Below are 23440 nucleotides of genomic sequence, written 5' to 3' on the forward strand. Positions count from 1 at the left end.
TCGAGCACCTGAACGAGGGTGTGGACGGGCTGTGGCGCAGCTTGGTAGCGCACTTGACTGGGGGTCAAGTGGTCGCAGGTTCAAATCCTGTCAGCCCGACCAGATGATCAGCGAAGGCGGTTTCCCGGAGACGGGAAGCCGCCTTTTCTGTGTCTCCGGTCCGGGACTCAATCCGTGACGATGACCGGGTCGCCGATCTTGGCGTTGTCGTAGAACCACTGCGCGTTCTCGGTGCTGAGATTGATGCAGCCGTGGCTGACGTTCTCGAAGCCCTGCGAGTTCACCGACCACGGTGCGGCGTGCACGAAGATCCCGCCCCACGTGATGCGGGTGGCGTACTCGACGTAGAGGCGGTAGCCCTCCTCGTCGTCGATCGGGACGCCGTACGTCGACGAGTCCATGATCATGTCGCGGAACTGCTCGATGACGGGGAACGTCCCGAGCGGTGTCTCGTATCCGGGTTTGCCCATGGACGCCGGCATGGTCTGCACGACCTGATCGTTGATGCTGACCGTGAACTGGTGCGTCGTCGTGTTCGCGACGGCGACGAGTGCGTCACCCACCTGGAACTGCGACCTCGCGCCCGCCGCCTCGACGGTCACCCGTGTGTCGGCCGGCCAGAAGTGCGCCGGGGTCCACTGCACGGTGCGGTCGCCGATCCAGGAGAACTGTCCGGGCACCGGCGTCGACGGGGTGATCCGGACACCACGCTCGGCGAGGGCGCGATCGGGCACCGGTGACGCGAACCGGACGACGACAGGATGCGCGATGCCGACGACTTGCCCGCTGGCGGGGGAGAGTGCCGGCGCGACGACCTTCCCGGTGACTGCCGGGACATGCGCCGACGCGGTGGCGCTCACCCCGCACACGGCCAGTGCCGCGAGTACCGAGACGAGGAACAGACGTCCGACCTGCTGCGCTTTCCACATGCCGTCCAGCCCTTCAGAGACTGTGAGCGTCATTTCAGTTAACCACGGCGATATCGGACAGCGGAACCAGGGAAACTGGACGCATTGCGCGCATCGGAGGGACACGGACGACGCGCCGTTGTCACATCGGCCGAGTTTCGCCGGTCACACAGTTGACAGACTGCGACGAAGGGATGTGACCGATGAACGAGAACGACGTGCTGGCGCAGCAGTTCGAGGCCCATCGCACGCACCTGCGCGCGGTGGCCTACCGGATGCTCGGCTCGCTCAGCGAGGCCGAGGACGCCGTGCAGGAATCCTGGCTGCGACTGAGCCGCACCGACGCCGACACCGTCGAGAACCTGGGCGGCTGGCTGACGACCGTGGTGGCACGGGTGTGCCTGAACATGCTGCAGTCACGCAGGTCACGGCGGGAAGCTCCCCTGGACGCGGGGGTGCCCGACCCGATCGTGACCCGGGCGGAGGGCAGCGACCCCGAACACGAGGCGGTGCTGGCCGATTCGGTTGGTCTCGCGCTGCTCGTGGTCCTCGGCACGCTCGCTCCTGCGGAGCGACTGGCGTTCGTGCTGCACGATATGTTCGCGGTGCCCTTCGAGGACATCGCCCCGATCGTGGAGCGAACCCCGGCGGCCGCCCGGCAACTGGCCAGCCGCGCACGCCGGCGTCTGCAGGGAGCGCCCGTTCCCGACACCGATCCGGTCCGTCAGCGGGCGATCGTCGACGCGTTCCTGGGGGCAGCGAGAAACGGCGACTTCGACGCGCTGGTGGCGGTGCTCGATCCGGATGTCGTGCTCCGCGCCGATACCGGAGCGTTGCCTGCAGGCGCGTCCACTATGGTGCGCGGCGCGGAGACCGTCGCGGGCCGGGTCCTCGGGTTCGCTCGGCTGGCTCGGTTCGCGCATCCGGCGCTCGTCAACGGTGCCGCCGGAGTGGTCGCGATCTCCGACGGACAGCTGCTGTCGGTCCTGGGCGTCACGATCCGGCGGGGGAAGATCGTCGAGATCGACATCCTCGCCGACCGTGAGCGCCTCGCCGGGCTCGTCGTCGAGAACCTCGACTGACGAGCCCGCCTGGGTCAGCTCGTGCGGTGCTCGCCGTCTCCGTGTGCGTTGTCGGTGCGCAGGCCGATCACTGCCGCGGCGACGAGGAAGATGCTGCCGGCCAGCAGCGCTCGCTGGAAGCCGAAGGTGAGTGCCTCGGGCACAGGCGAATTCGCTGCGAGCAGATGCTGGGAGTGTGAGGTGGCGATCGCAGCGAAGATCGCGAGACCGAGTGCGCTGCCGACTTGCTGTGAGGCGTTCAGCAACGCTGCCGCGAGCCCTGCCTCGCCGGCAGGCACACCGGCGTTGGCTGCGGTCGTGACGCCGACGAAGACGGCGCCGAGACCGAACGACACGACCATCAGTCCGGGAAGCAGGTCGCTGAGATAGGTGCCGTCGACGGGGATCCGGGACAGCAGGTAGAGGCCGGCCGAGGCCACCAGCGCTCCCGCGACGATGACGGGACGGGTTCCGGTCCGGGTGAGCAACTGGGAGGAGATCCCGGCGGCGATACCGACACCCAGGCAGAGCGGGAGGTAGGCCGTACCGGTTTGGATGGGGGAGTAGCCGAGAACGTTCTGCATGTAGAGAGTCAGGAAGAAGAACATCGCGATCAGACCGGCGAAGGCGATCAGCCCCGTGACGTTGGCGGCGGCCAAACCCTTGATGCGGAAGATCGACAGCGGCAGCAGGGGGTGCGGGTTGCGCTGCTCGTTGATCACGAACGCCGCGATCAGCACGAATGCACCGGCGAACTCGGCGATCGTGCGGGCGCTGCCCCATCCCTGGTCGGGTGCCTTCACCAGGGCGTAGACGAGCAACAGCATCCCGCCGGTGCCGAGCACACTGCCCGCGACGTCGAAGTGTGCGAACCGGGCGCGGCGCCGGTCGCCGGGAATGAGCGCGAAGACCGCCGGCAGTACGAGCGCGCATGCCAGAGGGTTCACGAACAGCACCCATCGCCAGCCCGGCCCCTCGGTGAGCACGCCGCCGAGAAAGACACCGACGGCCGATGCGAGACCGCCCACCCCGGCCCAGACGCCGAGTGCGGTATGCCGTTCGGGGCCCTCCTCGAACGTCGTCGTCAGAATCGACAGCGCGGCCGGAAGCATCAGTGCCGCACCGACACCCTGCGCGAGGCGCGTGCCGATCAGGACCTCCGCGTTTCCGGCGAACCCGCCGATCAGCGACGACAGCCCGATCATGACGGTGCCGGTGACGAGCACGCGGCGGCGCCCGAGCAGGTCGGCCAGGCGGCCGCCGAGCAGCATGAATCCGCCGTAGGTGAGGAGGTACGCGCTCGGTACCCATTGCAGTTCCTGAACCGAGATATCCAGGTCGCTGCGCATGTCGGGCAGGGCGATGTTGACGATGGATGCGTCGACGAAGTCGAGAAATGCCACGGCGCACAACAGCGTCAGCGTGAGGGTGCCTCTGGCGGTGGAGAGAAACGGGCGTGCCGGGGTCGATCGCCCGGCCCGGGAACTGTTGGTGACCGAGGTGTCCATGTCGAAGCCTTCCTGTGTTCAGGGTCCCTTGCAGGAGACGCCGCGTTGCCGGCCGTCACTTCTATGACCGACGGCCCGGCGGCGATGTGACCGCGCCGCGGCTACGTCGCGAGTACTGTCGGAACCCGGCAGGTCACGGAAACGGGAGGCTGGCATGGCTGGACGGTTCGAAGGCACTGTTGTGATCAATCGCCCCATCGAGGAAGTGTTCGACTACCTCGCCGCGGGGGTCAACGACCGGGAGTTCAGTCCCCGGGTGCAGGAGATCGTGAAGAAGACGGACGGTCCTCCGGGAGTCGGCACCATCTTCGTCAGCACGGTCAAGGACGCCGGGATGACCACGAAGCGGGAGTTCGAGATCACCGAATTCGAGGCGCCCCGGAAGATTCGCTGGGCGGAGCGTTCGAAGAATTCCGTGACCGCGAAAGAGGGTGGTTACGACCTCGAACCCTCGGGCGCAGGCACCAAGGTGACGATCTTCAACGTGCTGGAGGGTCACGGAATCGGAAAGCTGATCGCACCTCTCGCGCTGCGGGCGGCCCGGAAGGACGCACCCGATTTCGCGCAGCGGATCAAGGCCGCCGCGGAGAAGTGACCGGCTCTACCGTGCCGGAATGACGAGCGCCAGTATCTGATCGACGTTGTCCGCGAGGCCGTCCGCCGCAGAGTCGTCCCCCGCCAGATACCTCGCGAGGCTCTGCTGGAACAGTCCGTCGAAGACCGCGTACATGGTGGCCGGGGCGATGGTGATCGTGCGCCCCGCCAATTCCGCGTACCGGGACACGATGCGCCAGATCATGTTTTCGAGGCTCTTGTCGATCGCGGCGACGTCTGCGCGGAACGACTCCTCGAACAGCGACTGCGAGCGGAGGTCGTACCAGAGTCGATGCATGGTGGCTTCGTCCTGGAGCGAATCCACCAGCACCCGGCCGAATCCCGCCTTCAACTCTTCGGCAGTCTGGGCCGTGGCGACCACGCCGTCGTATCGCGTGACACACCGGGACTTGTAGTGCCGCACGCAGTGCGTGATCAGATCGACCTTGTCGCTGAAGTAGTAGTGCAGGACGCCGTGCGAGAACTCGGAGTTCTGGGCGATCTCCCGGAGACTGGTACGGGCATAGCCGAGTTCCGAGAGGGTCTGCAACGCCGACTCGGCGAGTTGATCCCGGCGCTCGGCGAATTTGTCGACCTGGCGGCGCGAGACCCGATCGGCGTTCTTCTCGGCGACGGGTGTCACGGCATTCTTCCTGTTCGGCTCGCATGGTCCAGCACGGTGTGCATCAGTCTAACCCGCATCCTTGACGACTGTGTAACAAAAACTTGACAGTCGTCAAGAGAAATCTTGACAGTCGTCCAAAGTCGAATACTCTGTGATCCACACCACATTGCGGACTCGGTCTCGTGACGTGGTTCCGCGAATCGTCTCGTACGAAGGCAGGTCGGAATGAGCGTGAGTGATCTTGCAGGACGGAAAGCGCTGGTCACTGGTGGTGCGAAGGGGTTGGGTGCCGGTATGGCTGCCGCCCTCGCCGAGGCCGGTGCGGCAGTCGTGATCGGCGACGTCCTCGAGGGGGAGGGGCGCGCGACCGCCGATTCAATCGGGAAGTCCGGCGTCGACACCGGATTCGTGACACTCGACGTCACCGACGACGGCAACTGGGAGCGCGCCGTCGCTGCCACCGTGGAGCAACTCGGCGGACTCGACCTCCTCGTCAACAACGCGGGCATCGAGATCTCGTCACTCGTGGTCGACATCGACCCCGCCGACATCCGCCGGATGTGCGAGGTCAACATTCTCGGTGTCGCGCTCGGTCTGAAGCACGGTCTGCGCGCCATGCGTCCCGGAGGCCCGGCGGGAGCGGGCGGGGCGATCGTCAATGTCTCCTCGGTGGCCGCGACGATCCCGTTCCCGGGCATCGCCGGCTACTCCGCCACCAAGTCCGCCGTCGACCGGCTGACCCGGGTCGCGGCCCAGGAGGCCGGCAAACTCGGGTACGGCGTCCGCGTGAACTGCGTGTACCCCGGGCTGGTCGCCACCGAGATGGGACTCGGGCTGGCCGCCGACATGGAGAGGCTCGGACTGTGGCCCAGCGCCGACGCCGCGGTCGCCGACGTGATCGGTCTGACGCCTCTCGGGCGACTCGGTGAGGTCGCGGACATCGCCGACACCGTCGTCTTCCTGGCCTCCGACGCCGCTCGCTTCGTCACCGGAATCGGCCTGCCGGTAGACGGCGGCATGGGCATGTAACCGATCTCCCCGGACTCTTCTCACATTCTGAAAGGCATCTCATGACCGACAAGAAGCCCGTCATCGTCTACGGAGTCTCCGGATACACCGGGCGGCTCGTGTGTGAATACCTGCGCGAGTTCAACATTCCGTTCATCGCCGCGGGCCGGGACAAGAAGCGGATCCAGGAAGTGCTCGACCGCATTCCCGGGCTGGACACCGTCGACCACGAGGTGGTCGAGGTGGAGCACACCGTCTCGGCGCTGACCGAACTGTTCAGCGGCGCACGGGTTGTCAGCAACATGGTCGGCCCGTTCATCAAACACGGCGCCGTCGTCGTCGAGGCGGCCCTCGCCGCGGGATGCCATTACACCGACACGACCGGTGAGCAGGACTGGGTTCTGGACGTGCAGGCGAAGTTCGGCGACAAGTTCGCCGAGAAGGGTCTGCTGCTGTCTCCCGGCGTCGCGCAGATGTACACCACCGGTGAGATCGCCGCGAACATCGCTCTGGAAACGCCGGGATTGGACACTCTCGACATCCTGGTGTTGTGGAAGGGTTTTCCCACCTATGCGTCCACGCAGACGATCTTCACGATCCTCAAAGCCGACTGGTACTACCTGGAACAGAACCGGTACGAGAAGTGGGACCCTGGTACCACATTCGAGGTCGTGGTGCCGGGACAGCACCAGATGGCCCTCGCGCTGCCGTGGGGCGGCACGTGCCATCCCGTCTGGTTCAAGGACGATCCGCGGGTGGCGAACGTGAAGGCGGCAGGCGGCGTGTTCGACCGTTCCGTGATGGAGGGCGTCGTCGCGACGCAGAAGATGGTCGAGGAGCAGATCAAGACCCTTCCCGCGGACGAGCAGGACGCAGCGCTCGCGGAGATCGCCGGTTCCGTGCAGGCGGGGATGCCGCCGAGGGAGAACCCACGCGTCAACACCTCGCTCGACTCCGTGTACGCGTCCGGGCCGCTGGGTCGGGCGCATTGCGTCATCCACGGCAACTGCAACTACAAGCAGACGGGTCTCCTGCAGGCGTACGCCGCGTACTCCCTGTTGCAGCAGCCTCCGAAGCGGACGGGTCTCGCGTCAGCGTGCCAGGCGTTCGGTCATCGCGAACTCCTGGGAATCCTGCGCAGCTTCGGCCTCGTGATGGAGCCGGTTCTCACCGTGCAGAGCTGATCGTCCCGGCCGCGACTTCGAGGAGGACCGCACAATGCGCTTGACCGACTACCTCGACAAGGGTGCCTCGCTCGGACCGTCGTCGCCGTGCCTGACGATGGGCGACCGGACGCTGTCGTACGCCGATGTCCAGGACCTGAGCCGGCGCGTCGCGGCCGCGCTGGCACGGTCGGGGATCGCCGCGGGCGACAAGGTGGCCGTCCTGTCCGGCAACGACCCGACCGCGTTCTCCTGCGTGTTCGGGATCAGCCGGGCGGGGGCGGTGTGGTGCCCGATCAACCCGCGGAACGAGGCGGCGGAGAATCGGGACCTTCTCGAGCTCTTCGACTGTCGCTGCCTGATCTTCCAGAAGGCGTTCGCGCCCTTGGTCGATCGGATCCGGCAGCAGTTGCCGCTGTTGACGACCCTCGTGTGTCTCGACGGCGACGAGGAGTACGCCCACCCGTTCGACGACTGGCTCGGTACCGAACGTCTCGACGTCGAGCCCGTCGACGACCTCGCGCTGATCGTCGGCACCGGAGGGACGACGGGGAGGCCGAAGGGTGTCATGCTCACCGGCCGGAACATCGAGACGATGTCCGCGCTGACCCTGATGAGCTACCCGTTCGACGGCAGACCGGTGTACCTCGCTCTCGCGCCGTTGACGCATGCGGCGGGTGTCCTGTGTTTTCCGATCCTCACCCTCGGCGGGCAGGTGGTCATCATGCCCACGCCCGACCTGGGGCAGTTCCTCGCGCACATCGACCGGGACCGCGTCACCCACACCTTCCTTCCGCCGACCCTGATCTACATGCTGTTGGACCACGCAGACCTGGAGACGACGGACCTGAGTTCGCTGCAATGCTTCTGGTACGGCGCGGCGCCGATCTCCCCGACGCGGCTCGAAGAAGCGCTGACCCGGATCGGGCCGGTGATGGCCCAGCTGTTCGGGCAGAGCGAGGCGCCGATGATGATCGCGACGATGGCGCCGAAAGACCATTTCCACCCGGACGGTTCGGTCGCGACCGCCCGGCTGAGCTCGGCGGGCAGACCTTCCCCGCTGGTCACCGTCGCGATCATGGACGGGCAGGGGACGCTGCTGCCTGCCGGTGAGCGAGGCGAAGTGGTCGTGCGCAGCTCGCTCGTCATGACGGGGTACTACAAGAATCCCGTTGCGACGCAGGACGCGTCGGCCCACGGCTGGCATCACACGGGCGACATCGGGTACCTCGACGACGACAACTTTCTGTTCATCGTCGACCGGGCCAAGGACATGATCATCACCGGCGGATTCAACGTCTATTCCGTCGAAGTGGAACAGGCGCTCATGGCGTACCCCGGAATCCAGGACTGCGGGGTGATCGGGCTTCCCGACGACAAATGGGGTGAACGTGTCGTCGCCGTCGTCCAGTCCCGAGCCGGAACACCGATCGAGGCCGACGCACTCACGGCGTTCGTGAAAGCGCGCATCGGGAGCGTGAAGACCCCGAAGGAAATCCTGGTCTGGCCCGACCTGCCTCGTTCCAAACTGGGGAAGGTCCTCAAGAACGAGATCAGGCAGCAGCTGCTCGGCTGACGGCCGGCGCGGGGTTCGAAACGCGGGGACCGAAGCGTGGGTTTCGCCGCGACTGGCGATACTGTCGGGTGATGGTGAATGGGCACGTACTGAGCAGGGAACGGCTCGCCGACGCGCTGGCACGCTTCGAACCACGGATCGTGGACCCCACGAATCGGCGGTCCGCGGCGGTCGTGATCGCCGTGATGAACGACGGCGCCGACGGTCAGGCCGTTCCGCTGACCATGCGCCCGAGCAAGATGCGCGCGCATCCGGGACAGTTCGCGTTGCCCGGCGGCGGAGTGGATCCGGGGGAGACCGGCGAGGACGCCGCCCGGCGCGAGCTGCACGAGGAACTCGGCCTGGACGTGGAGCCGTCCGCGGTGCTCGGCAGGCTCGACGACTACGTCACGCGCTCCGGGTACGTCATCACCCCCTTCGTCGTGTGGTCGGACCAGCCGATCACATCCCTTGTCCCCAATCGCGAGGAAGTGGCGGAAGTGTTCTCGGTGGGCGTTCCCGAGATCGACGCGGAGCCGCGGTTCGTCGAGATCCCCGAATCGTCGAAACCGGTGATCCAGTGGCCGTTCCGGCGTCACCTCGTGCACGCCCCGACAGGCGCGGTCGTGTACCAGTTCCGGGAGGTCGCTCTGCACGGCAGGCACACCCGGATCGACGGTTTCGACCAGCCGGTCTTCGCCTGGCGTTAACGAGAACACGTCGAGCGGGTGAGGCGACTAATCTCACAGTTCGTGACCCTCTTCGAGTCTCTCGCCCGCAAGCTCGACCGCACCGGTGTCGACCCCGTCGTCTGGCACGCCCCGCCGCCGCCGTCGCTCACGGGAGTGCTCGCTCCCAACGGAGTGCTCGACGACGCGCACCGCTGGACACTCCCCAGCGGAGAAGGCCCGGAAGACGTTGCCGTCGATCACGACGGCCGGGTGGTCACCGGAGGCAACGACGGCCGGATCTGGCGGTTCGACAGCCACGGAGAAGCCACCGAACTCGCGAATACTCACGGTCGGCCCCTCGGCGTCGAGATACTCGACGACGGCCGATTCCTGATCTGCGACGCCGAGCGCGGTGTGCTGCGAGTCGACGACAAGGGACAGGCGGTCGGCCGAGACGGCATCGTGTACTTCACCGACTCCTCGGCGCACTTCACGATCGCCGACCACCGCTACGACCTTCTCGAGCATCGGGGGACCGGCCGCCTGCTGCGTCTGGACCCGCGGACGGGGGAGACCGACCTCCTGGCCGAGGGACTGCAGTTCGCCAACGGTGTGGGACTGGCCTCGGACGAATCGTTCGTCCTCGTCGCCGAGACCGGCTCGTACCAGATCTCCCGCGTCGACCTGACCGGCCCGTCGCAGGGTGCGGCGTCGGTGTGGGCCGCGAATCTGCCCGGCATACCGGACAACATGACGTCCCAGACACGTGACGGGCTGTTCTGGGTGGCGCTCTACAGCCCGCGGATGCGGTTGCTCGACCTGCTCGCGCCGTACCCCACGCTGCGTATCGTCGCAGCGAACCTGCCGGAGGTCGTGCAACCGAATCCGGAGCACGCCGGCTGGGTGATCGCCCTCGATCACCGCGGCGAGATCGTGCACAGCCTGCGCGGAGGCAAGGGCAGCTATTCCCCCGTCACAGGGGTGCGGGAGCACGACGGGTGGCTGTACCTGGGAAGTCTGACCGCGGACGCCGTCGCGCGCGTCCCGGCCCCGCCGCGACCGGACATCGCGCGGGGCGAGTGACACGGCCGGACGTACCGGACGATCGACTGCACCCTTCCCGGTTGTGGAAGAGTGGCGAGAGCGGTGCGACGAGCGCCCGAAGACAGGTCCGCACTCGACGCTGGGGAGATTTTGGTGAATTCGGTGGACCGGGACACTGCGCGGTCGGACCGGATCGTGACCGTCCCGAACCTCCTGAGCGTGGTTCGACTCCTCGGGGTGCCGCTGTTCGTGTACCTGCTGCTCGTCACCCACTCCGACGGGTGGGCGCTCGCGATCCTCATGATCAGCGGCTTCACCGACTGGCTCGACGGCAAGCTGGCGCGGATCCTCGACCAGTCGTCGAAGCTGGGTGCGCTGCTCGACCCCTTCGTCGATCGCCTCTACGTCGTCACGACGCTGGTGACGTTCGTCCTGCGCGGATTCATCCCGTGGTGGGTGGCGGCGATCCTGATCGGCCGCGACGCCGTTCTCGCGCTCACGCTGTTCATCTACCGTCGGCGCGGTCTCCCACCCCCCGACGTGATGTACCTCGGCAAGGGTGCCACGTTCCTGTTGATGTTCGCGCTGCCGATGACCCTCGCGGCGCACGGTGACTGGAGCATCGCGACCGTGGCGCAGCCGCTCGGCGCTGCGCTCCTGATCTGGGGCACGGTGCTCTACGTGTGGACCGGGCTGCTCTACACCGTGAACGCGCTGACCGTCGCGCGAACCGTTCCCGTGCGAGGACCGGGCGGCGAGGAACGCGAGGTCCATTGATGAAACGGTCAGATTCCGGCATCCGCAGGAATCCGGTGCCGTCCCTGCTGCAGTCTCTGATGAACGATCATCTGGACCCCGGGTACGAGGGTGCGGCCGAGGATCGTGAGCAGGGACATTCACGGCAGACGCGGGTCGGTCAGCAGGTGTGGATCGCGATCGGTGCGCTGCTCGTGGGTCTGGTGCTGTCGGTCGCCTACCGGCAGGCCACCGAACGCATCCCCGGCACCGAGCAGGTGCGGTCCGAACTTCTGAGCAAGGTGCAGGACGCCGAAGATCGGGCGGGCGCCCTCGCCGCCACCCGGGACACGCTGTCGACACGGACCGACGACGCGCGCGCCACCGCGCTGGCCGGCGACGCCCGGGGTGCGGCACTGCTCGACGAGCTTCGCGGCCTCGAGGGGGACGCCGGAGTCGAGGCCGTGCACGGTCCCGGGCTCACCGTGACGCTGACGGACCCCGCGGCCAAGCCCAACCTGTCCGACTCGTCCCAGCGCAGTGTCGGGGGGAAGGCCGTGGTGCTCGACCGCGACCTGCAGTCGGTGGTCAATTCGCTGTGGGCGAGCGGCGCCGAGGCCATCGCGGTCGGGGATGTGCGGATCGGGCCGTCGGTGACGATCCGGCAGGCGGGTGGCGCGATGCTCGTGGACAATCAGCCGGTGTTCTCGCCGTACGTGGTCTCGGCGATCGGCCCGCAGGGGCCGATGCAGACCGGATTCGTGGTGAGTGACGCCTATCTGCGGATGTCCAGCGTGGCGCAGTTGTACGGCATCGGCTTCGCGGTGGCGGAGGCCGACGATCTCCACTTGCCCGCCGCCCCGGCGCGGGAAGTGCGGGCAGCCCGGGAAGTGGGAACACGATGACAACGGCGGAGTCGAATGGAGGCGTCACACGAATGAAGGCAGCACTGAAGGGCGGATCCGCGATCTACGGGGTGCTCGCCCTGATCGTGGGCATCGTGCTGGGCGTGGTGTTCAGCCCGCAAGTGCCGGACGCCGTGCAGCCCTACCTGCCCATCGCCGTCGTCGCCGCGCTCGACGCGGTGTTCGGCGGATTGCGTGCGTACCTCGACGAGATCTTCGACTCGAAGGTGTTCGTCGTCTCGTTCGTGTTCAACGTCCTCGTGGCGGCCCTGATCGTGTGGCTCGGTGACCAACTCGGTGTCGGAACCCAGTTGTCCACCGCGATCGTCGTCGTGCTGGGCATCCGCATCTTCGGCAACGCGGCCGCGCTCCGGCGACGTCTGTTCGGGGCGTGATCGCGGCGTGAGCGGACACGAGGGCAGACACGAACTGCACGGGAAGGAACCGGCGACGTCGCAGCGCTCACACGTCGTTTTCGCGCTGCTGGCCGCGCTTCTGCTCGGGGGGCTGGGAATCGCGATCGTGACGCAGGTGAAGAACACCGGGTCCGGCGACACCCTCGACTCGGCGAGCCCCGCGGATCTGCTGGTCGTCCTGGACACGCTGAACCAGCGGGAGGCGGCCCTGCGGCAGGAGATCGCATCGCTGGAACAGACCTTGGCAACGTTGCAACAGAGTGGCAGTTCCGGGGCGGCGCTCGACGAGGCGCGGGCCCGGTTGACGGCGCTGTCGATCCAGGTCGGCAGCGCACCGGCCACCGGCCCCGGGGTGACGTTGCGCATCACTGACCCCAACAGGGGGGTCGGCTCCGAGGTTCTGCTCGACCTCGTGCAGGAATTGCGTGCCGCCGGTGCCGAAGCCGTCCAGATCCAGGGTGCGGACGGCCCGCCCATCCGGATCGGCGTCGACTCCTGGGTGTCCGGTTCGGCCGGCAGCGTGTCGGTGGACGGCCGGAAGGTGAACGCCCCCTACGGGGTGGTCGCGATCGGTGATCCGCCGACTCTGGCGGCGGCCCTGAACATTCCCGGCGGGGTGGTCGACACGGTCGCGCGCAGCGGCGGACAGCTGACCATCGAACAATCGCAGCAGGTCACGATCTCTGCCTTGCGGGAGGCGAAACCTCGCCAATACGCTCAGCCCGGAAATTGATCTTCGCATCCGCCCGCGGATTGCCATCGAAAGGAAGCCACTGTGAGTGAGCTCGAAATCCCCGCCGATCGTCGGTACACCGCCGAACACGAGTGGGTCGAGCGGACGGGGCCCACGACGGTACGCGTCGGCATCACCGATTTCGCGCAGTCCCAGCTCGGCGACGTCGTGTTCGTCCAGCTTCCGGCGGTCGACGAGGACGTGACGGCGGGCGAATCGTTCGGCGAGGTGGAATCCACCAAGAGCGTCTCCGACATCTTCGCCCCGCTGACGGCGAAAGTCGTTGCCGCCAATGCCGATCTGGACGGCAGCCCGGAACTGGTGAACTCCGCGCCCTACGGGCAGGGGTGGCTGGTGGACCTCGGTGTCGACGACGAGGCGACCCTCGACACGGCACTGGCCGAAATGCTGGACGCCGCCGGCTATGCAGACATCACGGCAGGATAATTTCCCGAGAACACGCGGAGCGGTAATCGGATAGTTTCGGAAGGTGCCGACAGCCCGGAAAACCGGGTTGCCGGAGAAATCCGCTGTCGGAATACCGGTTCGTAATGTGCTGGCGGCCTGTCTCACTACACGCACCGGCGTGCGCAGGGTACGGTCGATGATGAACGCATGTGCCGTGTCGGGGCGCAGGTCCGTAGTTTGAATGTGATCGTGGGAGTTTGCACAGAAGTTAATGTGCACGGGAACCGAATTATGTAGTACCGAGTGGCATTGCGTAGTCCAGCGAATCTTGCTGGATGATCGAACTAGGAGGAGAAACGGTGAGCGAGAACGGCAACGACGCGGTCTATGGGGAGACGCCGGCGGAAACCACGTCGGTCTTCCGCGCGGACTTTCTCAATGAGCTCGACAACTCCTCGGCAACCCAGGCTCCGGAAGCCCCGGTGTCGGGTGTGGAGGGACTGCCCGCGGGCTCTGCTCTGCTCGTCGTCAAGCGTGGACCGAACGCAGGGTCGCGCTTCCTGCTCGACCAGCCGACGACGTCCGCGGGACGGCATCCCGACAGCGACATCTTCCTCGACGACGTGACCGTCAGCCGTCGTCATGCGGAGTTCCGCCAGGAGGACGACGAGTTCCAGGTCGTCGACGTCGGCAGCCTCAACGGCACCTACGTCAACCGTGAGCCGGTCGACTCGGCTGTCCTGGCGAACGGTGACGAGGTCCAGATCGGCAAGTTCCGACTGGTCTTCCTGACCGGACCCCGGACCACTGCAGGTGGCTCGCAGATCGGTGAGACGTCAGCTGGTGCGGGTAGCCAATGACCGCGGTGCGGCAGCAGCAGGCGCAATCGGGGATGTCGATCGGCTCCGTGCTGGACCGACTGCGCCCCGATTTTCCTGATGTGACGATCTCGAAGATCCGATTCCTCGAAGCCGAGGGTCTCATCAGCCCCCAGCGCACTCCCTCGGGGTATCGGCGATTCTCGATCGCCGACTGTGAACGACTGCGCTACGTACTCACTGCGCAGCGTGATCAGTATCTGCCGCTGAAGGTCATCAAGGAGCAGCTCGAGGCCATCGACAGAGGTGTGGCCACGGTCGGCGCAGGCGATTCTTCGCCGCGCCGGCCGCGCGCGCTCACCGTGGCCCCGGGCGAGGTGTCCCCCGAGGAGTTCCTCACCGACCGCGAGGTGCGGATCAGCCGCGACGATCTGATCGCGCGGGCAGGGATCGACGAGAAGTTCCTCGGCGAGCTGACCCGCGGAGGCCTGGTCGTTCCCGGGCCGGCGGGGTTCTTCGACGAGGACGCGGTGACGCTGGCGCGCACCGCGAGGGCGATGTCCGAGTTCGGACTCGAGGTGCGGCACCTCAGGGCGTTCAAGCTGGCGGCCGACCGCGAAGCCGGGTTGGTCGCGCAGATCGCGGGCCCCGTCGCCAAGGGCCGTGACGCCGGCGCACGTGATCGCGCCGAGGAGATGGTGCGCGAACTGGCCGCGTTGTCTCTGACGTTGCACACCTGCCTGGTGAAGTCGGCAGTCCGGGGTGCGCTCGATCGGTGAGGTGAGCTCGCCGACCGTCCCAACTTCCCAACGACGCTGCGCTCGAACGGCTGTACGGTCGAAGAGCAGACACGAATCGAATAGAATCCTGGTACGGCATTGTGTGCCGCGGACGGACCATTGCAGGGTGGAGGCAGACGCGATGAGCGAAATGCACGTGATCGGAGTTCGTGTCGAGCAGCCCCAAAATCAACCTGTTCTGCTGTTGCGTGAAACCGACGGCGAGCGGTACCTGCCCATCTGGATCGGCCAGACCGAGGCCACCGCGATCGCACTCGAACAGCAGGGCGTCGAGCCGGCGCGTCCGCTGACCCACGACCTGATCAAGAACCTGATCGAAGCCTTCGGTCGTACCCTGAAGGAAGTTCGCATCGTCGACCTTCGCGAGGGCACGTTCTATGCCGATCTCGTGTTCGACGAGAACACCCGCGTCTCGGCCCGCCCGTCCGACTCCATCGCCATCGCACTGCGGATCGGGGTGCCGATCTTCGCCGAGGAAGCGGTGCTCACGGAGGCCGGTCTGGTCATGCCCGACGAGCGCGAGGACGAGGTCGAGAAGTTCAAAGAATTCCTCGAGTCCGTGTCGCCGGACGATTTCAAGGCCACTGACGGCTAGATTGCACCTGCGGAAAGCCTCGGGCGCGGAGTATCGGTTGAGGTTCTTCCGGCGCGTTGCGTTGACCCCGTCTCTTCGGAGTCATAGCGTTCGGTGCAGTGATTTTCTGCCCTGCAGATTGTATCGGGCGTACGCTGAGTAGGTTCAGGGTACGGACTTGCTCGATGTCACTGGTGGCGCTTGCGCCGCTCGATGTGCTGCGGCTTGTGCCGCGGACACTGGCGACGCGCGTCACAGGCGCACTGATCGTCGGGTTCAGTGCAACATGCGAGAGGGAGTAGTCAGTGGGAGATCGGCCGCAGGAGAATGCGCTGAATCTTGCGCCCGGCGACAACGTTGCCGAGTCCGAATTCAGCTCGGAGGAGATCCAGCCGGGCCTCTTCCCGGACGATTCCGTGCCCGACGACCTCGTCGGATACCGCGTCCCCATCGCCTGCCAGATCGCGGGAATCACCTACCGCCAGCTCGATTACTGGGCTCGCACATCCCTCGTCGTGCCGTCCATTCGTGGCGCAGCAGGTTCGGGCAGCCAACGGCTGTACTCGTTCAAAGACATCCTCGTCCTCAAGATCGTCAAGCGTCTGCTCGACACCGGAATATCGTTGCAGAACATCCGCGTGGCCGTCGACCACCTCCGTAAGCGCGGAGTGCGGGACTTGGCCAAGATCACACTTTTCTCGGACGGGACCACGGTCTACGAGTGCACGTCCCCCGAGGAGGTCGTCGATCTGCTCCAGGGCGGGCAGGGCGTGTTCGGTATCGCGGTGAGCGGTGCTATGCGCGAACTGACCGGCACCATCGCCGATTTCCCGGCAGAGCGCGCCGACGGCGGCGCGAGCGAGCAGAGCCCCGAGGACGAACTGGCGTCGCGGCGCAAGAACCGCGCGAGCCGCAAGACGGGCTAGCCCGCATCCGTCGGAGCGCGACGCTGCCTGCGCCGCCATCTGCAGCCGTGACATAGACTGGCGGTGCGTCGACGCCGTGCGGGAGAGTTCCGGGCACCGCAAGCACAGAAACATCGTGTGTGCGGGAGTTCGGGCGCCGAAGGAGCAACACCTCCCCGTCAATCTCTCAGGCAGACAGGACCGTGCGGGCTCCGACGTCTCTGGAAAGCGGTGGGAGCACCCACCCGCCCACGGGGAAAGGGCCGTCTTCACACGTGAACGACGGTACCGAATCTCTCAGGCGCTCGACTCGAGCAGGCGACAGAGGGGGAGGGGCGTTCCGCTACGCGGGGCGTGTCCTGATCCTCCGAACTGCTTGGGAGTTGTCGTGATCGACGCTGGAAGCCGTACATTCGCCGATCGTCATGTCGGCCCGAACGCTGCGGAACTCGCGCACATTCTCGAACTGGTCGGAGCCGATTCGCTCGACGACCTCGCGTCGAAAGCCGTCCCCGCGGTCATCCTGGACGGAGTCACGGGCGGCATCGCCGACGGCCTCGACGCACTGCCCGCACCGGTGTCCGAGCATGAAGCGCTCGCCGAACTGTCCGCACTCGCCGCGCAGAACACCGTGGCGACGTCCATGATCGGTCTCGGCTACTACGACACCCTCACCCCGCCGGTCCTGATCCGGAACATCATCGAGAACCCGGCCTGGTACACGGCCTACACGCCGTACCAGCCCGAGATCAGCCAGGGCCGCCTCGAAGCCCTCCTCAACTTCCAGACGATGGTCGCCGACCTGACCGGCATGGAGGTCGCCAACTCGTCGATGCTCGACGAGGCCACCGCCGCCGCCGAGGCGATGACGCTGCTGCGCCGGGCGAGCAAGAGCAAGTCCCCGCGGTTCGTTGTCGACGCCGACCTGTTCCCGCAGACGCTGGCCGTCGTCGAGACCCGGGCCGAGCCGCTCGGCATCGAGATCGTGGTGGCCGACCTGTCCGCCGGCCTGCCGGACGGTGACTTCTTCGGCGTCCTCGCACAGATGCCCGGCGGGTCGGGTCGCATCGTCGACCACACCGCCGTGATCGCCGCCGCCCACGAGCGCGGCGCACTGGTCGCGGTCGGGGCGGATCTGCTGGCGCTCACCCTCCTCACCCCGCCCGGCGAGATCGGGGCCGACGCCTGCTTCGGCACCACCCAGCGCTTCGGTGTCCCCATGGGCTTCGGTGGCCCGCACGCCGGCTACCTCGCCGTGCACACCAAGCACGCGCGTCAACTCCCCGGCCGTCTGGTGGGCGTCTCCATCGACGCCGACGGTGACAAGGCGTACCGGCTGGCGCTGCAGACCCGTGAGCAGCACATTCGCCGTGAGAAGGCGACGTCGAACATCTGTACCGCTCAGGTGCTGCTGGCGATTCTCGCGGCCATGTACGCCAGCTACCACGGCGCCGAGGGCCTGAAGGCGATCGCCCTGCGCGTGGCGAACACGGCGCACTCCCTGGCGGCCGCACTCCGCAAGACCGGGGCCGTCGTCGTCCACGAGCACTTCTTCGACACGATTCTCGTGCGAGTCGACGGCCGGGCGGCGGACGTGGTGGCGAAGGCGAAGGGCGCCGGCATCAACCTGCGGCTCGTCGACGCCGATCATGTCGCCATCGCGTGCGACGAGGCCACCACCGCCGAGGACGTCGCCCACGTGCTGGCGGCGTTCGGCGGCGAAGGCACCGTCACCGAGGAAGCGGGCACGTCCGTCCCCGACGCGCAGCTCCGCGGATCCGACTATCTGCAGCACGAGGCGTTCACCCGGTACCGCACCGAGACGGCGATGCTGCGCTACCTGCGGGCGTTGTCCGACAAGGACATCGCACTCGACCGCAGCATGATCCCGCTCGGTTCCTGCACGATGAAGCTCAATGCCACCGCCGAGATGGAAGCGATCACCTGGCCTGCGTTCGCCGGACTGCACCCGTTCGCGCCGACCGGGGACACACCGGGAATTCTCCGCATCATCAAGGACCTCGAAAACTGGCTCGTGGCCGTCACCGGCTACGACGCGGTGAGCCTGCAGCCGAATGCCGGTAGCCAGGGCGAGTACGCGGGGCTGCTCGCGATCCGCAACTACCACCTCAGCCGCGGAGACGACCACCGCGACACCTGCCTCATCCCGTCGAGCGCCCACGGCACCAACGCCGCATCCGCGGTCATGGCCGGGATGCGCGTCGAGGTCGTCGCCTGCCGCCCGAACGGCGACGTGGACCTGGACGACCTGCGGGCGAAGATCGCCGACCACGCCGAGCGCCTCGCGGCGATCATGATCACCTACCCGTCCACACACGGTGTGTACGAGCACGAGATCGCCGACATCTGCGCCGCCGTCCACGACGCCGGCGGCCAGGTGTACGTCGACGGCGCCAACCTCAACGCCCTGGTCGGCCTGGCCCGTCCCGGCCGGTTCGGTGGCGACGTGAGCCACCTCAACCTGCACAAGACCTTCTGCATTCCGCACGGTGGCGGCGGTCCCGGTGTCGGACCGATCGGTGTGCGGTCCCATCTCACGCCGTTCCTGCCCGGACATCCGTTCGCACCCGAACTCGGCACCGCCGGACCGATTTCCGCGGCCCCCTACGGCAGTGCGTCGATTCTCCCCATCACGTGGGCGTACATCCGGATGATGGGCGCCGTCGGGCTGCGTCGCGCAAGCCTGACCGCCATCGCCTCGGCCAACTACATCGCGCGCCGACTGGACGAGTACTTCCCCGTCCTCTACACCGGCGAGGGTGGAATGGTGGCCCACGAGTGCATCCTCGACCTCCGGCCGATCACCAAGGACACCGGTGTGACCGTGGACGACGTCGCAAAGCGCCTCGCCGACTACGGATTCCACGCACCGACGATGAGCTTCCCGGTGGCGGGCACCCTTATGGTGGAGCCCACCGAGAGCGAGAACCTCGAAGAGATCGACGCCTTCTGCGAGGCGATGATCGCGATCCGCGCCGAGATCGACCGCGTGGGCTCGGGGGAGTGGCCGGTGGACGACAACCCGCTGCGCGGCGCCCCGCACACCGCCGGTTGCCTGGCAGCGGAGTGGAACCACCCCTACACCCGTGAGACGGCGGTGTTCCCCCGCGGCAAGGCCCGGCCGAAGGTGTGGCCGGCGGTCCGGCGCATCGACGGTGCGCACGGCGACCGCAACCTCGTGTGCTCCTGCCCGCCGATCTCCGCGTTCGAAGGCGCCTGACACAGACGATGCCCGTCCCGCTCACGCGGGGCGGGCATCGCTCGTTCAGTCCTCGCGCACCAGCTCGAGGATCGTGATCTCCGGCGGGGCGCCCACACGCACCGGCGGACCCCACGTGCCCACACCGCGGGTGGTGTAGAGGACGGTGTTCCCGATGCGGTCCAGTCCCGCCACCGACGGCTGCTGCAGCGGCACCAGATAACGCAGCGGCCACATCTGCCCGCCGTGCGTGTGCCCCGACAGTTGCAGGTCGACACCGAGGTCGGACGCTTCCAGCGCCTGCCGCGGTTCGTGCGCGAGCAGCACGACGAACGACGACGGATCGCGTCCGGCGAGCGCGGCAGGAAGGTCGGGTTCGTACGGGGCCGGCGAGGAGTAGTCGTGGATCCCCGCGATGTCGATGGTGGCGCCGCCCCGGGTGATCGTCGCGCGTTCGTTGCGCAGCGTCCGGATGCCCAGTCGGTCCCACACGTCCAGCCACCGGCCGCCGTCGTCGGCATAGAACTCGTGGTTGCCGCTGACACCGAACACCCCGAGCGGGGCCTCGAGGTCGCCGAGCGGTTGCAGATCGGGTGATACCTTCGCGACGGTCCCGTCGACCAGATCGCCCGCGATCGCGACGAGATCGGGCTGCTCCGCGTTCACCAGGTCGACGACGCGCCGGGTGAAGTCCACTCCTCGCGCCGGGCCGACGTGGAGGTCGGACACGAGCGCCACACGCACACCGTCGAACTCGGCGGGGAGACGTTTCAGCGGCACCCGAACCCGCACGATCCGCGGCCGCGCGGCCTCCGACACCCCGTAACCGGCGGCGCCGACGGCGCCCACCACGACGACGGCGGTGGCGATGCGCAGGCTTCGGCGACGCGACAGATCGACCTGTTCGTCGTTCCCGGTGCCGCGCAGCCGGCCGAACAGCCGCGTCAGCAGCGACACCGACGCGACCAGGAGAAGCCCGAGCACCAGATAGAACATCGCGCCGAGCCACACCCAGCCCACCCACCCCGGGGGGCGCGCCCATCCCGGGTCGAAGGCTTCGCCGCTGCCGACGCCGATGACTGCGAGAACCCACAGGACCACGAGGGTCACGTCGACGACGACCGACCAGGGACGGCCCAGCCCGGTGGCCCGGACGAGTCGCCGATGGAGCCACCAGGTGACGAGTGCGAGGAAGACCGCGAAGACCAGGAGCCTCGTCACGACAGCAGCTTGCTGATCGCGGTCGGCAAAGCCGCTCCGTCCGAGGACGCGACCTTCTCCAGCGACCCACCCGTGCGATCGGCCAACGCCTGCAACGTGTTGAGGTCGGAATTCTCGCCGATCGTCAGTACGTCGATGCGCACCGGCTTCGACGTACTCGAGGTCGCGGCGATGGCGGACAGCAGATCCGCGCGCGCGACGGAGTCGTCGTTGGCGCCGTCGGTGACGAGCAGCACCGAGTTGGTACGGCCCGGCGTGTATCCGTCGACCGCGCTCTTGTAGGCCGCTTCGAGCGACGTGTAGGTCGAGGACCCGGTGGCGGGTGTCGCCTTGGCGAGCCGGGCGTCGAGGGCCTGCCTGCGGGTGCCCTCGGTGAAACCGCCCGCCGAGAGAGGACCGGTCGCGACCACGGTCGTGTACGGCCGCGACCCGTCGAGCGTGGTGCTGTACTCCCACAGCCCGAGGTTCGACGAGTCCGGAGAACGGTCGACGTGGGCTGCCAGCGCAGCCGTCGTGTTCGCCAGGCGCGTCGCCGTCCCCTCGCGCTCACCCATCGAGCTGGAAACGTCGAGCAGGACGGTGGAGGTGCGGGGCGTGATCGGATTCCGGATCACCCGCATCAGCTCGGCCGCAGCCGCCGCATCTGCGGGAACCAGGGTGGATTCGAAACCGGGAAAGGCCAGCGTGGCGTCGTCGGGGCGGGCGAGTCCCTCGACCCGGAACCCGGCATCGGCCAGGACCTGCGCCTGTTCGGGTCGACGGACGAACTCCGCGAATTGTGCGGCGGCGCGGCTCTGCGTCTCGTCGACGGACGGGCCGGCCAGAATGGCCGCCGGATGATCTGCCACAGGTGTCGGGCCTTTCGGCATCGATGTGGTGATGTCGGCTCCGGGTGCGTCGCGCAGGGCCTGGTAGACCTGCTGTTCGGTGGCCGCGACCGCGTGGATGCCGGCGGTGGCGGGATCGCCCTGCTCGGCCAGCGCGGTGAGTGCCTCCCGCGTCGTCGCGGGTTTCGTCCCCGACGACGCCTCGTAGCCGAGCGCCAGACCGGTGAGTGCCGACGTGACGGGAGCGGAACGTGCCTGCTCCTCCGTCACCGGACCCGTGCTGCTTCCCGTGACCGCGGCCGCGACCGCTTCGACTGCCATCTCCGTGCTCTCGGCGCCGGGGCCGACGGGGAGCGCCATACCCAGGCTGCCCCAGCCCGGCAGACCGAGAGTCGCGAGGGAGTCGCGACCGGTCTGCAGCGACGGCAAGTCTTTCCAGTCGATCGCCGGCGTGCCCGGCGCGTTCGCGAACGCCGTCCGGACCGCGAGCACCACGGGACTGGTCGCCACGGGGCGTGCTTCGCCGCTGATGACGCCGGTTGCCGACACCTGCTTGACGGAATGTGAGCTGGACGGAATCCACAGCGCGGGCCGAGGGCCGAATGCCGCTGCGTCCCACGGGCCGTCCGGCCCCGCGGACAAGGCGTCGCGCACGGTGTCGGACGCGACGGCAGTGACTGTCACCGACACACACTGATCGCGGATCACCGGCGCCGTCTCCGTGAAATGGTCGGCGAGCGTCTGGAGCTGGGGTGCGATATCGGGATCCGCCGCGACCGCGAGCACGGATTCGCCTTCGACGCAGGCGCCCGCGGCAGCCACTCCCTGATCGTTGATCCGGTCACGCAACTGGAACCAGCCCACCACACCCGCCGCGATCACGACGACGAGACCGAGCACGATCAAAGGTCCCTTACTGATACCCCTGGCGCGCGATTCGCCGCGATGCTGCCCCACGTGCTTTCCAGCCCCTGTCCGACGAGTTCGACGTTGACCCTCGCAGTGTAGTGATGCGCAGGAGCACCCCGAGAGAATCGGCCCCGGCACCGGGCTGGTGACGGGGCCGATTTTCGAGTGCGAATCTCAGGCGTTGGCTGCTTTGTATTCGCGGCGGCGGCGGTGCAGGATCGGTTCGGTGTAGCCGGAGGGTTGGTGGGTGCCGTCGAGGATGAGTTCCTTCGCGGCTTGGAAGGCGATGTTGGTGTCGAAGTCGGGGGCCAGCGGCCGGTAGGTGGGGTCGCCCTGGTTCTGCCGGTCCACCACCGGGGCCATCCGCTGCAGCGACTGCACGACCTGCTCGGCGGTGACGACGCCGTGCCGGATCCAGTTGGCCAGCAACTGGCTGGAGATGCGGAGGGTGGCCCGGTCCTCCATCAGGGCGACGTCGTGGATGTCGGGGACCTTCGAGCAGCCGACGCCGGCGTCGATCCACCGGACCACGTAGCCGAGGATGGACTGGCAGTTGTTGTCGAGCTCTTCCTGCTTCTCGGTCTCGGACCAGTCGGTGCTGGGGGCGAGGGGGATGGTGAGGATCTGCTCGAGGGTGGCCCGCCGGTGTCCCGTCAGCTGGTGTTGGACGGCGACCACGTCGACCTGGTGGTAGTGGGTGGCGTGCAGGGTGGCCCCGGTCGGGGACGGCACCCAGGCGGTGTTCGCGCCGGCCTTGGGGTGGCCGATCTTCTGCTCGAGCATCTCGGCCATCAGCTCGGTCATCGCCCACATGCCCTTGCCGATCTGCGCC

The 23440-nt window shown here is 67.5% G+C and carries 22 protein-coding genes, 1 tRNA gene, 1 pseudogene and 1 riboswitch; of the genes and pseudogenes, 18 read left to right on the forward strand and 6 right to left on the reverse strand.

Going from position 1 to position 23440, the window contains the following annotated elements; translation table 11 throughout:
* Positions 1–25 precede the first annotated feature (25 nt).
* Positions 26–102, forward strand: a tRNA-Pro gene (locus ACFWAY_RS40600).
* 65 nt (positions 103–167) lie between these two features.
* Here the strand turns inward: ACFWAY_RS40600 and ACFWAY_RS40605 are convergent.
* The gene (locus tag ACFWAY_RS40605; RefSeq protein WP_378454759.1) at positions 168–929 is read right to left on the reverse strand and encodes a L,D-transpeptidase family protein; all 762 of its coding nucleotides are present in this window, start codon (positions 927–929) and stop codon (positions 168–170) included.
* 182 nt (positions 930–1111) lie between these two features.
* Between ACFWAY_RS40605 and ACFWAY_RS40610 the strand changes: the two genes are divergently transcribed.
* Positions 1112–1990, forward strand: a complete 879-nt coding sequence (locus ACFWAY_RS40610; RefSeq protein WP_378454742.1) for a sigma-70 family RNA polymerase sigma factor — start codon at positions 1112–1114, stop codon at positions 1988–1990.
* 14 nt (positions 1991–2004) lie between these two features.
* On the opposite strand, the gene ACFWAY_RS40615 is transcribed toward ACFWAY_RS40610, so the two are convergent.
* Positions 2005–3477, reverse strand: a complete 1473-nt coding sequence (locus tag ACFWAY_RS40615) for an MFS transporter (protein ID WP_378514520.1) — start codon at positions 3475–3477, stop codon at positions 2005–2007.
* Between the two features lie 154 nt (positions 3478–3631).
* On the opposite strand from ACFWAY_RS40615, the gene ACFWAY_RS40620 reads away from it, so the two are divergent.
* Entirely contained in the window at positions 3632–4072 is a 441-nt protein-coding gene (locus ACFWAY_RS40620; protein ID WP_378514521.1) for an SRPBCC family protein, read from the forward strand.
* A gap of 6 nt (positions 4073–4078) precedes the next feature.
* On the opposite strand, the gene ACFWAY_RS40625 is transcribed toward ACFWAY_RS40620, so the two are convergent.
* Positions 4079–4714: a TetR/AcrR family transcriptional regulator gene (locus ACFWAY_RS40625; RefSeq protein ID WP_378514522.1), complete on the reverse strand. Its 636-nt coding sequence runs from the start codon at positions 4712–4714 to the stop codon at positions 4079–4081.
* A 207-nt stretch (positions 4715–4921) separates the two neighbouring features.
* On the opposite strand from ACFWAY_RS40625, the gene ACFWAY_RS40630 reads away from it, so the two are divergent.
* The 15 genes from ACFWAY_RS40630 to gcvP all read left to right on the forward strand — a co-directional run bounded on the left by ACFWAY_RS40630 (position 4922) and on the right by gcvP (position 19672).
* Entirely contained in the window at positions 4922–5725 is an 804-nt protein-coding gene (locus ACFWAY_RS40630) for an SDR family NAD(P)-dependent oxidoreductase (protein WP_378454738.1), read from the forward strand.
* A 41-nt stretch (positions 5726–5766) separates the two neighbouring features.
* Positions 5767–6888, forward strand: a complete 1122-nt coding sequence (locus tag ACFWAY_RS40635; RefSeq protein WP_378454737.1) for a DUF5938 domain-containing protein — start codon at positions 5767–5769, stop codon at positions 6886–6888.
* Between the two features lie 34 nt (positions 6889–6922).
* Complete coding sequence (locus ACFWAY_RS40640; RefSeq protein WP_378454736.1) at positions 6923–8443, forward strand: long-chain fatty acid--CoA ligase; 1521 nt, start codon at positions 6923–6925, stop codon at positions 8441–8443.
* Between the two features lie 71 nt (positions 8444–8514).
* Positions 8515–9132, forward strand: coding sequence for an NUDIX hydrolase (locus ACFWAY_RS40645; protein WP_378454735.1), 618 nt, complete (start codon positions 8515–8517; stop codon positions 9130–9132).
* 42 nt (positions 9133–9174) lie between these two features.
* Entirely contained in the window at positions 9175–10176 is a 1002-nt protein-coding gene (locus tag ACFWAY_RS40650) for an SMP-30/gluconolactonase/LRE family protein (RefSeq protein ID WP_378514523.1), read from the forward strand.
* 114 nt (positions 10177–10290) lie between these two features.
* On the forward strand, positions 10291–10914 hold the full coding sequence (locus tag ACFWAY_RS40655) for a CDP-alcohol phosphatidyltransferase family protein (RefSeq protein ID WP_378454733.1): 624 nt from the start codon (positions 10291–10293) through the stop codon (positions 10912–10914).
* Entirely contained in the window at positions 10914–11777 is an 864-nt protein-coding gene (locus ACFWAY_RS40660; protein ID WP_378454732.1) for a DUF881 domain-containing protein, read from the forward strand. Before ACFWAY_RS40655 ends, ACFWAY_RS40660 begins: the two co-directional genes overlap by 1 nt.
* A 32-nt stretch (positions 11778–11809) precedes the next feature.
* Positions 11810–12172 carry a small basic family protein gene (locus ACFWAY_RS40665; RefSeq protein ID WP_005264197.1) on the forward strand — a complete coding sequence of 121 codons (363 nt, stop codon included), beginning with the start codon at positions 11810–11812 and terminating at the stop codon, positions 12170–12172.
* Positions 12173–12179: 7 nt separating this feature from the next.
* Entirely contained in the window at positions 12180–12926 is a 747-nt protein-coding gene (locus ACFWAY_RS40670) for a DUF881 domain-containing protein (protein ID WP_378454731.1), read from the forward strand.
* A 42-nt stretch (positions 12927–12968) separates the two neighbouring features.
* Positions 12969–13373, forward strand: coding sequence for a glycine cleavage system protein GcvH (gcvH, locus tag ACFWAY_RS40675; RefSeq protein ID WP_378454730.1), 405 nt, complete (start codon positions 12969–12971; stop codon positions 13371–13373).
* Positions 13374–13669: 296 nt separating this feature from the next.
* On the forward strand, positions 13670–14194 hold the full coding sequence (locus ACFWAY_RS40680; RefSeq protein ID WP_370183841.1) for an FHA domain-containing protein: 525 nt from the start codon (positions 13670–13672) through the stop codon (positions 14192–14194).
* Positions 14191–14931, forward strand: a complete 741-nt coding sequence (locus tag ACFWAY_RS40685) for a MerR family transcriptional regulator (protein ID WP_105422644.1) — start codon at positions 14191–14193, stop codon at positions 14929–14931. The genes ACFWAY_RS40680 and ACFWAY_RS40685 overlap by 4 nt, the downstream gene beginning before the upstream one ends.
* A gap of 142 nt (positions 14932–15073) precedes the next feature.
* Positions 15074–15547, forward strand: coding sequence for a bifunctional nuclease family protein (locus ACFWAY_RS40690; protein WP_378454729.1), 474 nt, complete (start codon positions 15074–15076; stop codon positions 15545–15547).
* Between the two features lie 284 nt (positions 15548–15831).
* Positions 15832–16452 carry a MerR family transcriptional regulator gene (locus ACFWAY_RS40695; protein WP_005243116.1) on the forward strand — a complete coding sequence of 207 codons (621 nt, stop codon included), beginning with the start codon at positions 15832–15834 and terminating at the stop codon, positions 16450–16452.
* Positions 16453–16521: 69 nt separating this feature from the next.
* Positions 16522–16645, forward strand: a riboswitch (glycine riboswitch).
* 174 nt (positions 16646–16819) lie between these two features.
* Positions 16820–19672 carry an aminomethyl-transferring glycine dehydrogenase gene (gcvP, locus tag ACFWAY_RS40700; protein WP_378514524.1) on the forward strand — a complete coding sequence of 951 codons (2853 nt, stop codon included), beginning with the start codon at positions 16820–16822 and terminating at the stop codon, positions 19670–19672.
* 45 nt (positions 19673–19717) lie between these two features.
* Here gcvP and ACFWAY_RS40705 read toward each other — a convergent pair whose 3' ends face one another.
* The 3 genes and pseudogenes from ACFWAY_RS40705 to ACFWAY_RS40715 form a co-directional block, all read right to left on the reverse strand.
* Positions 19718–20872: a metallophosphoesterase gene (locus ACFWAY_RS40705; protein ID WP_378514525.1), complete on the reverse strand. Its 1155-nt coding sequence runs from the start codon at positions 20870–20872 to the stop codon at positions 19718–19720.
* Positions 20869–22599 (reverse strand): substrate-binding domain-containing protein, encoded by a 1731-nt coding sequence (locus tag ACFWAY_RS40710; RefSeq protein ID WP_378514526.1) that lies wholly within the window; start codon positions 22597–22599, stop codon positions 20869–20871. Before ACFWAY_RS40710 ends, ACFWAY_RS40705 begins: the two co-directional genes overlap by 4 nt.
* 183 nt (positions 22600–22782) lie before the next feature.
* A pseudogene (locus ACFWAY_RS40715) lies at positions 22783–23440 on the reverse strand (malate synthase G); the annotation flags it as partial.

Origin of the sequence: Rhodococcus sp. NPDC059968 (genome assembly GCF_042738615.1) — a bacterium.
In the GTDB taxonomy this organism is placed as follows: Bacteria; Actinomycetota; Actinomycetes; order Mycobacteriales; family Mycobacteriaceae; genus Rhodococcus_F.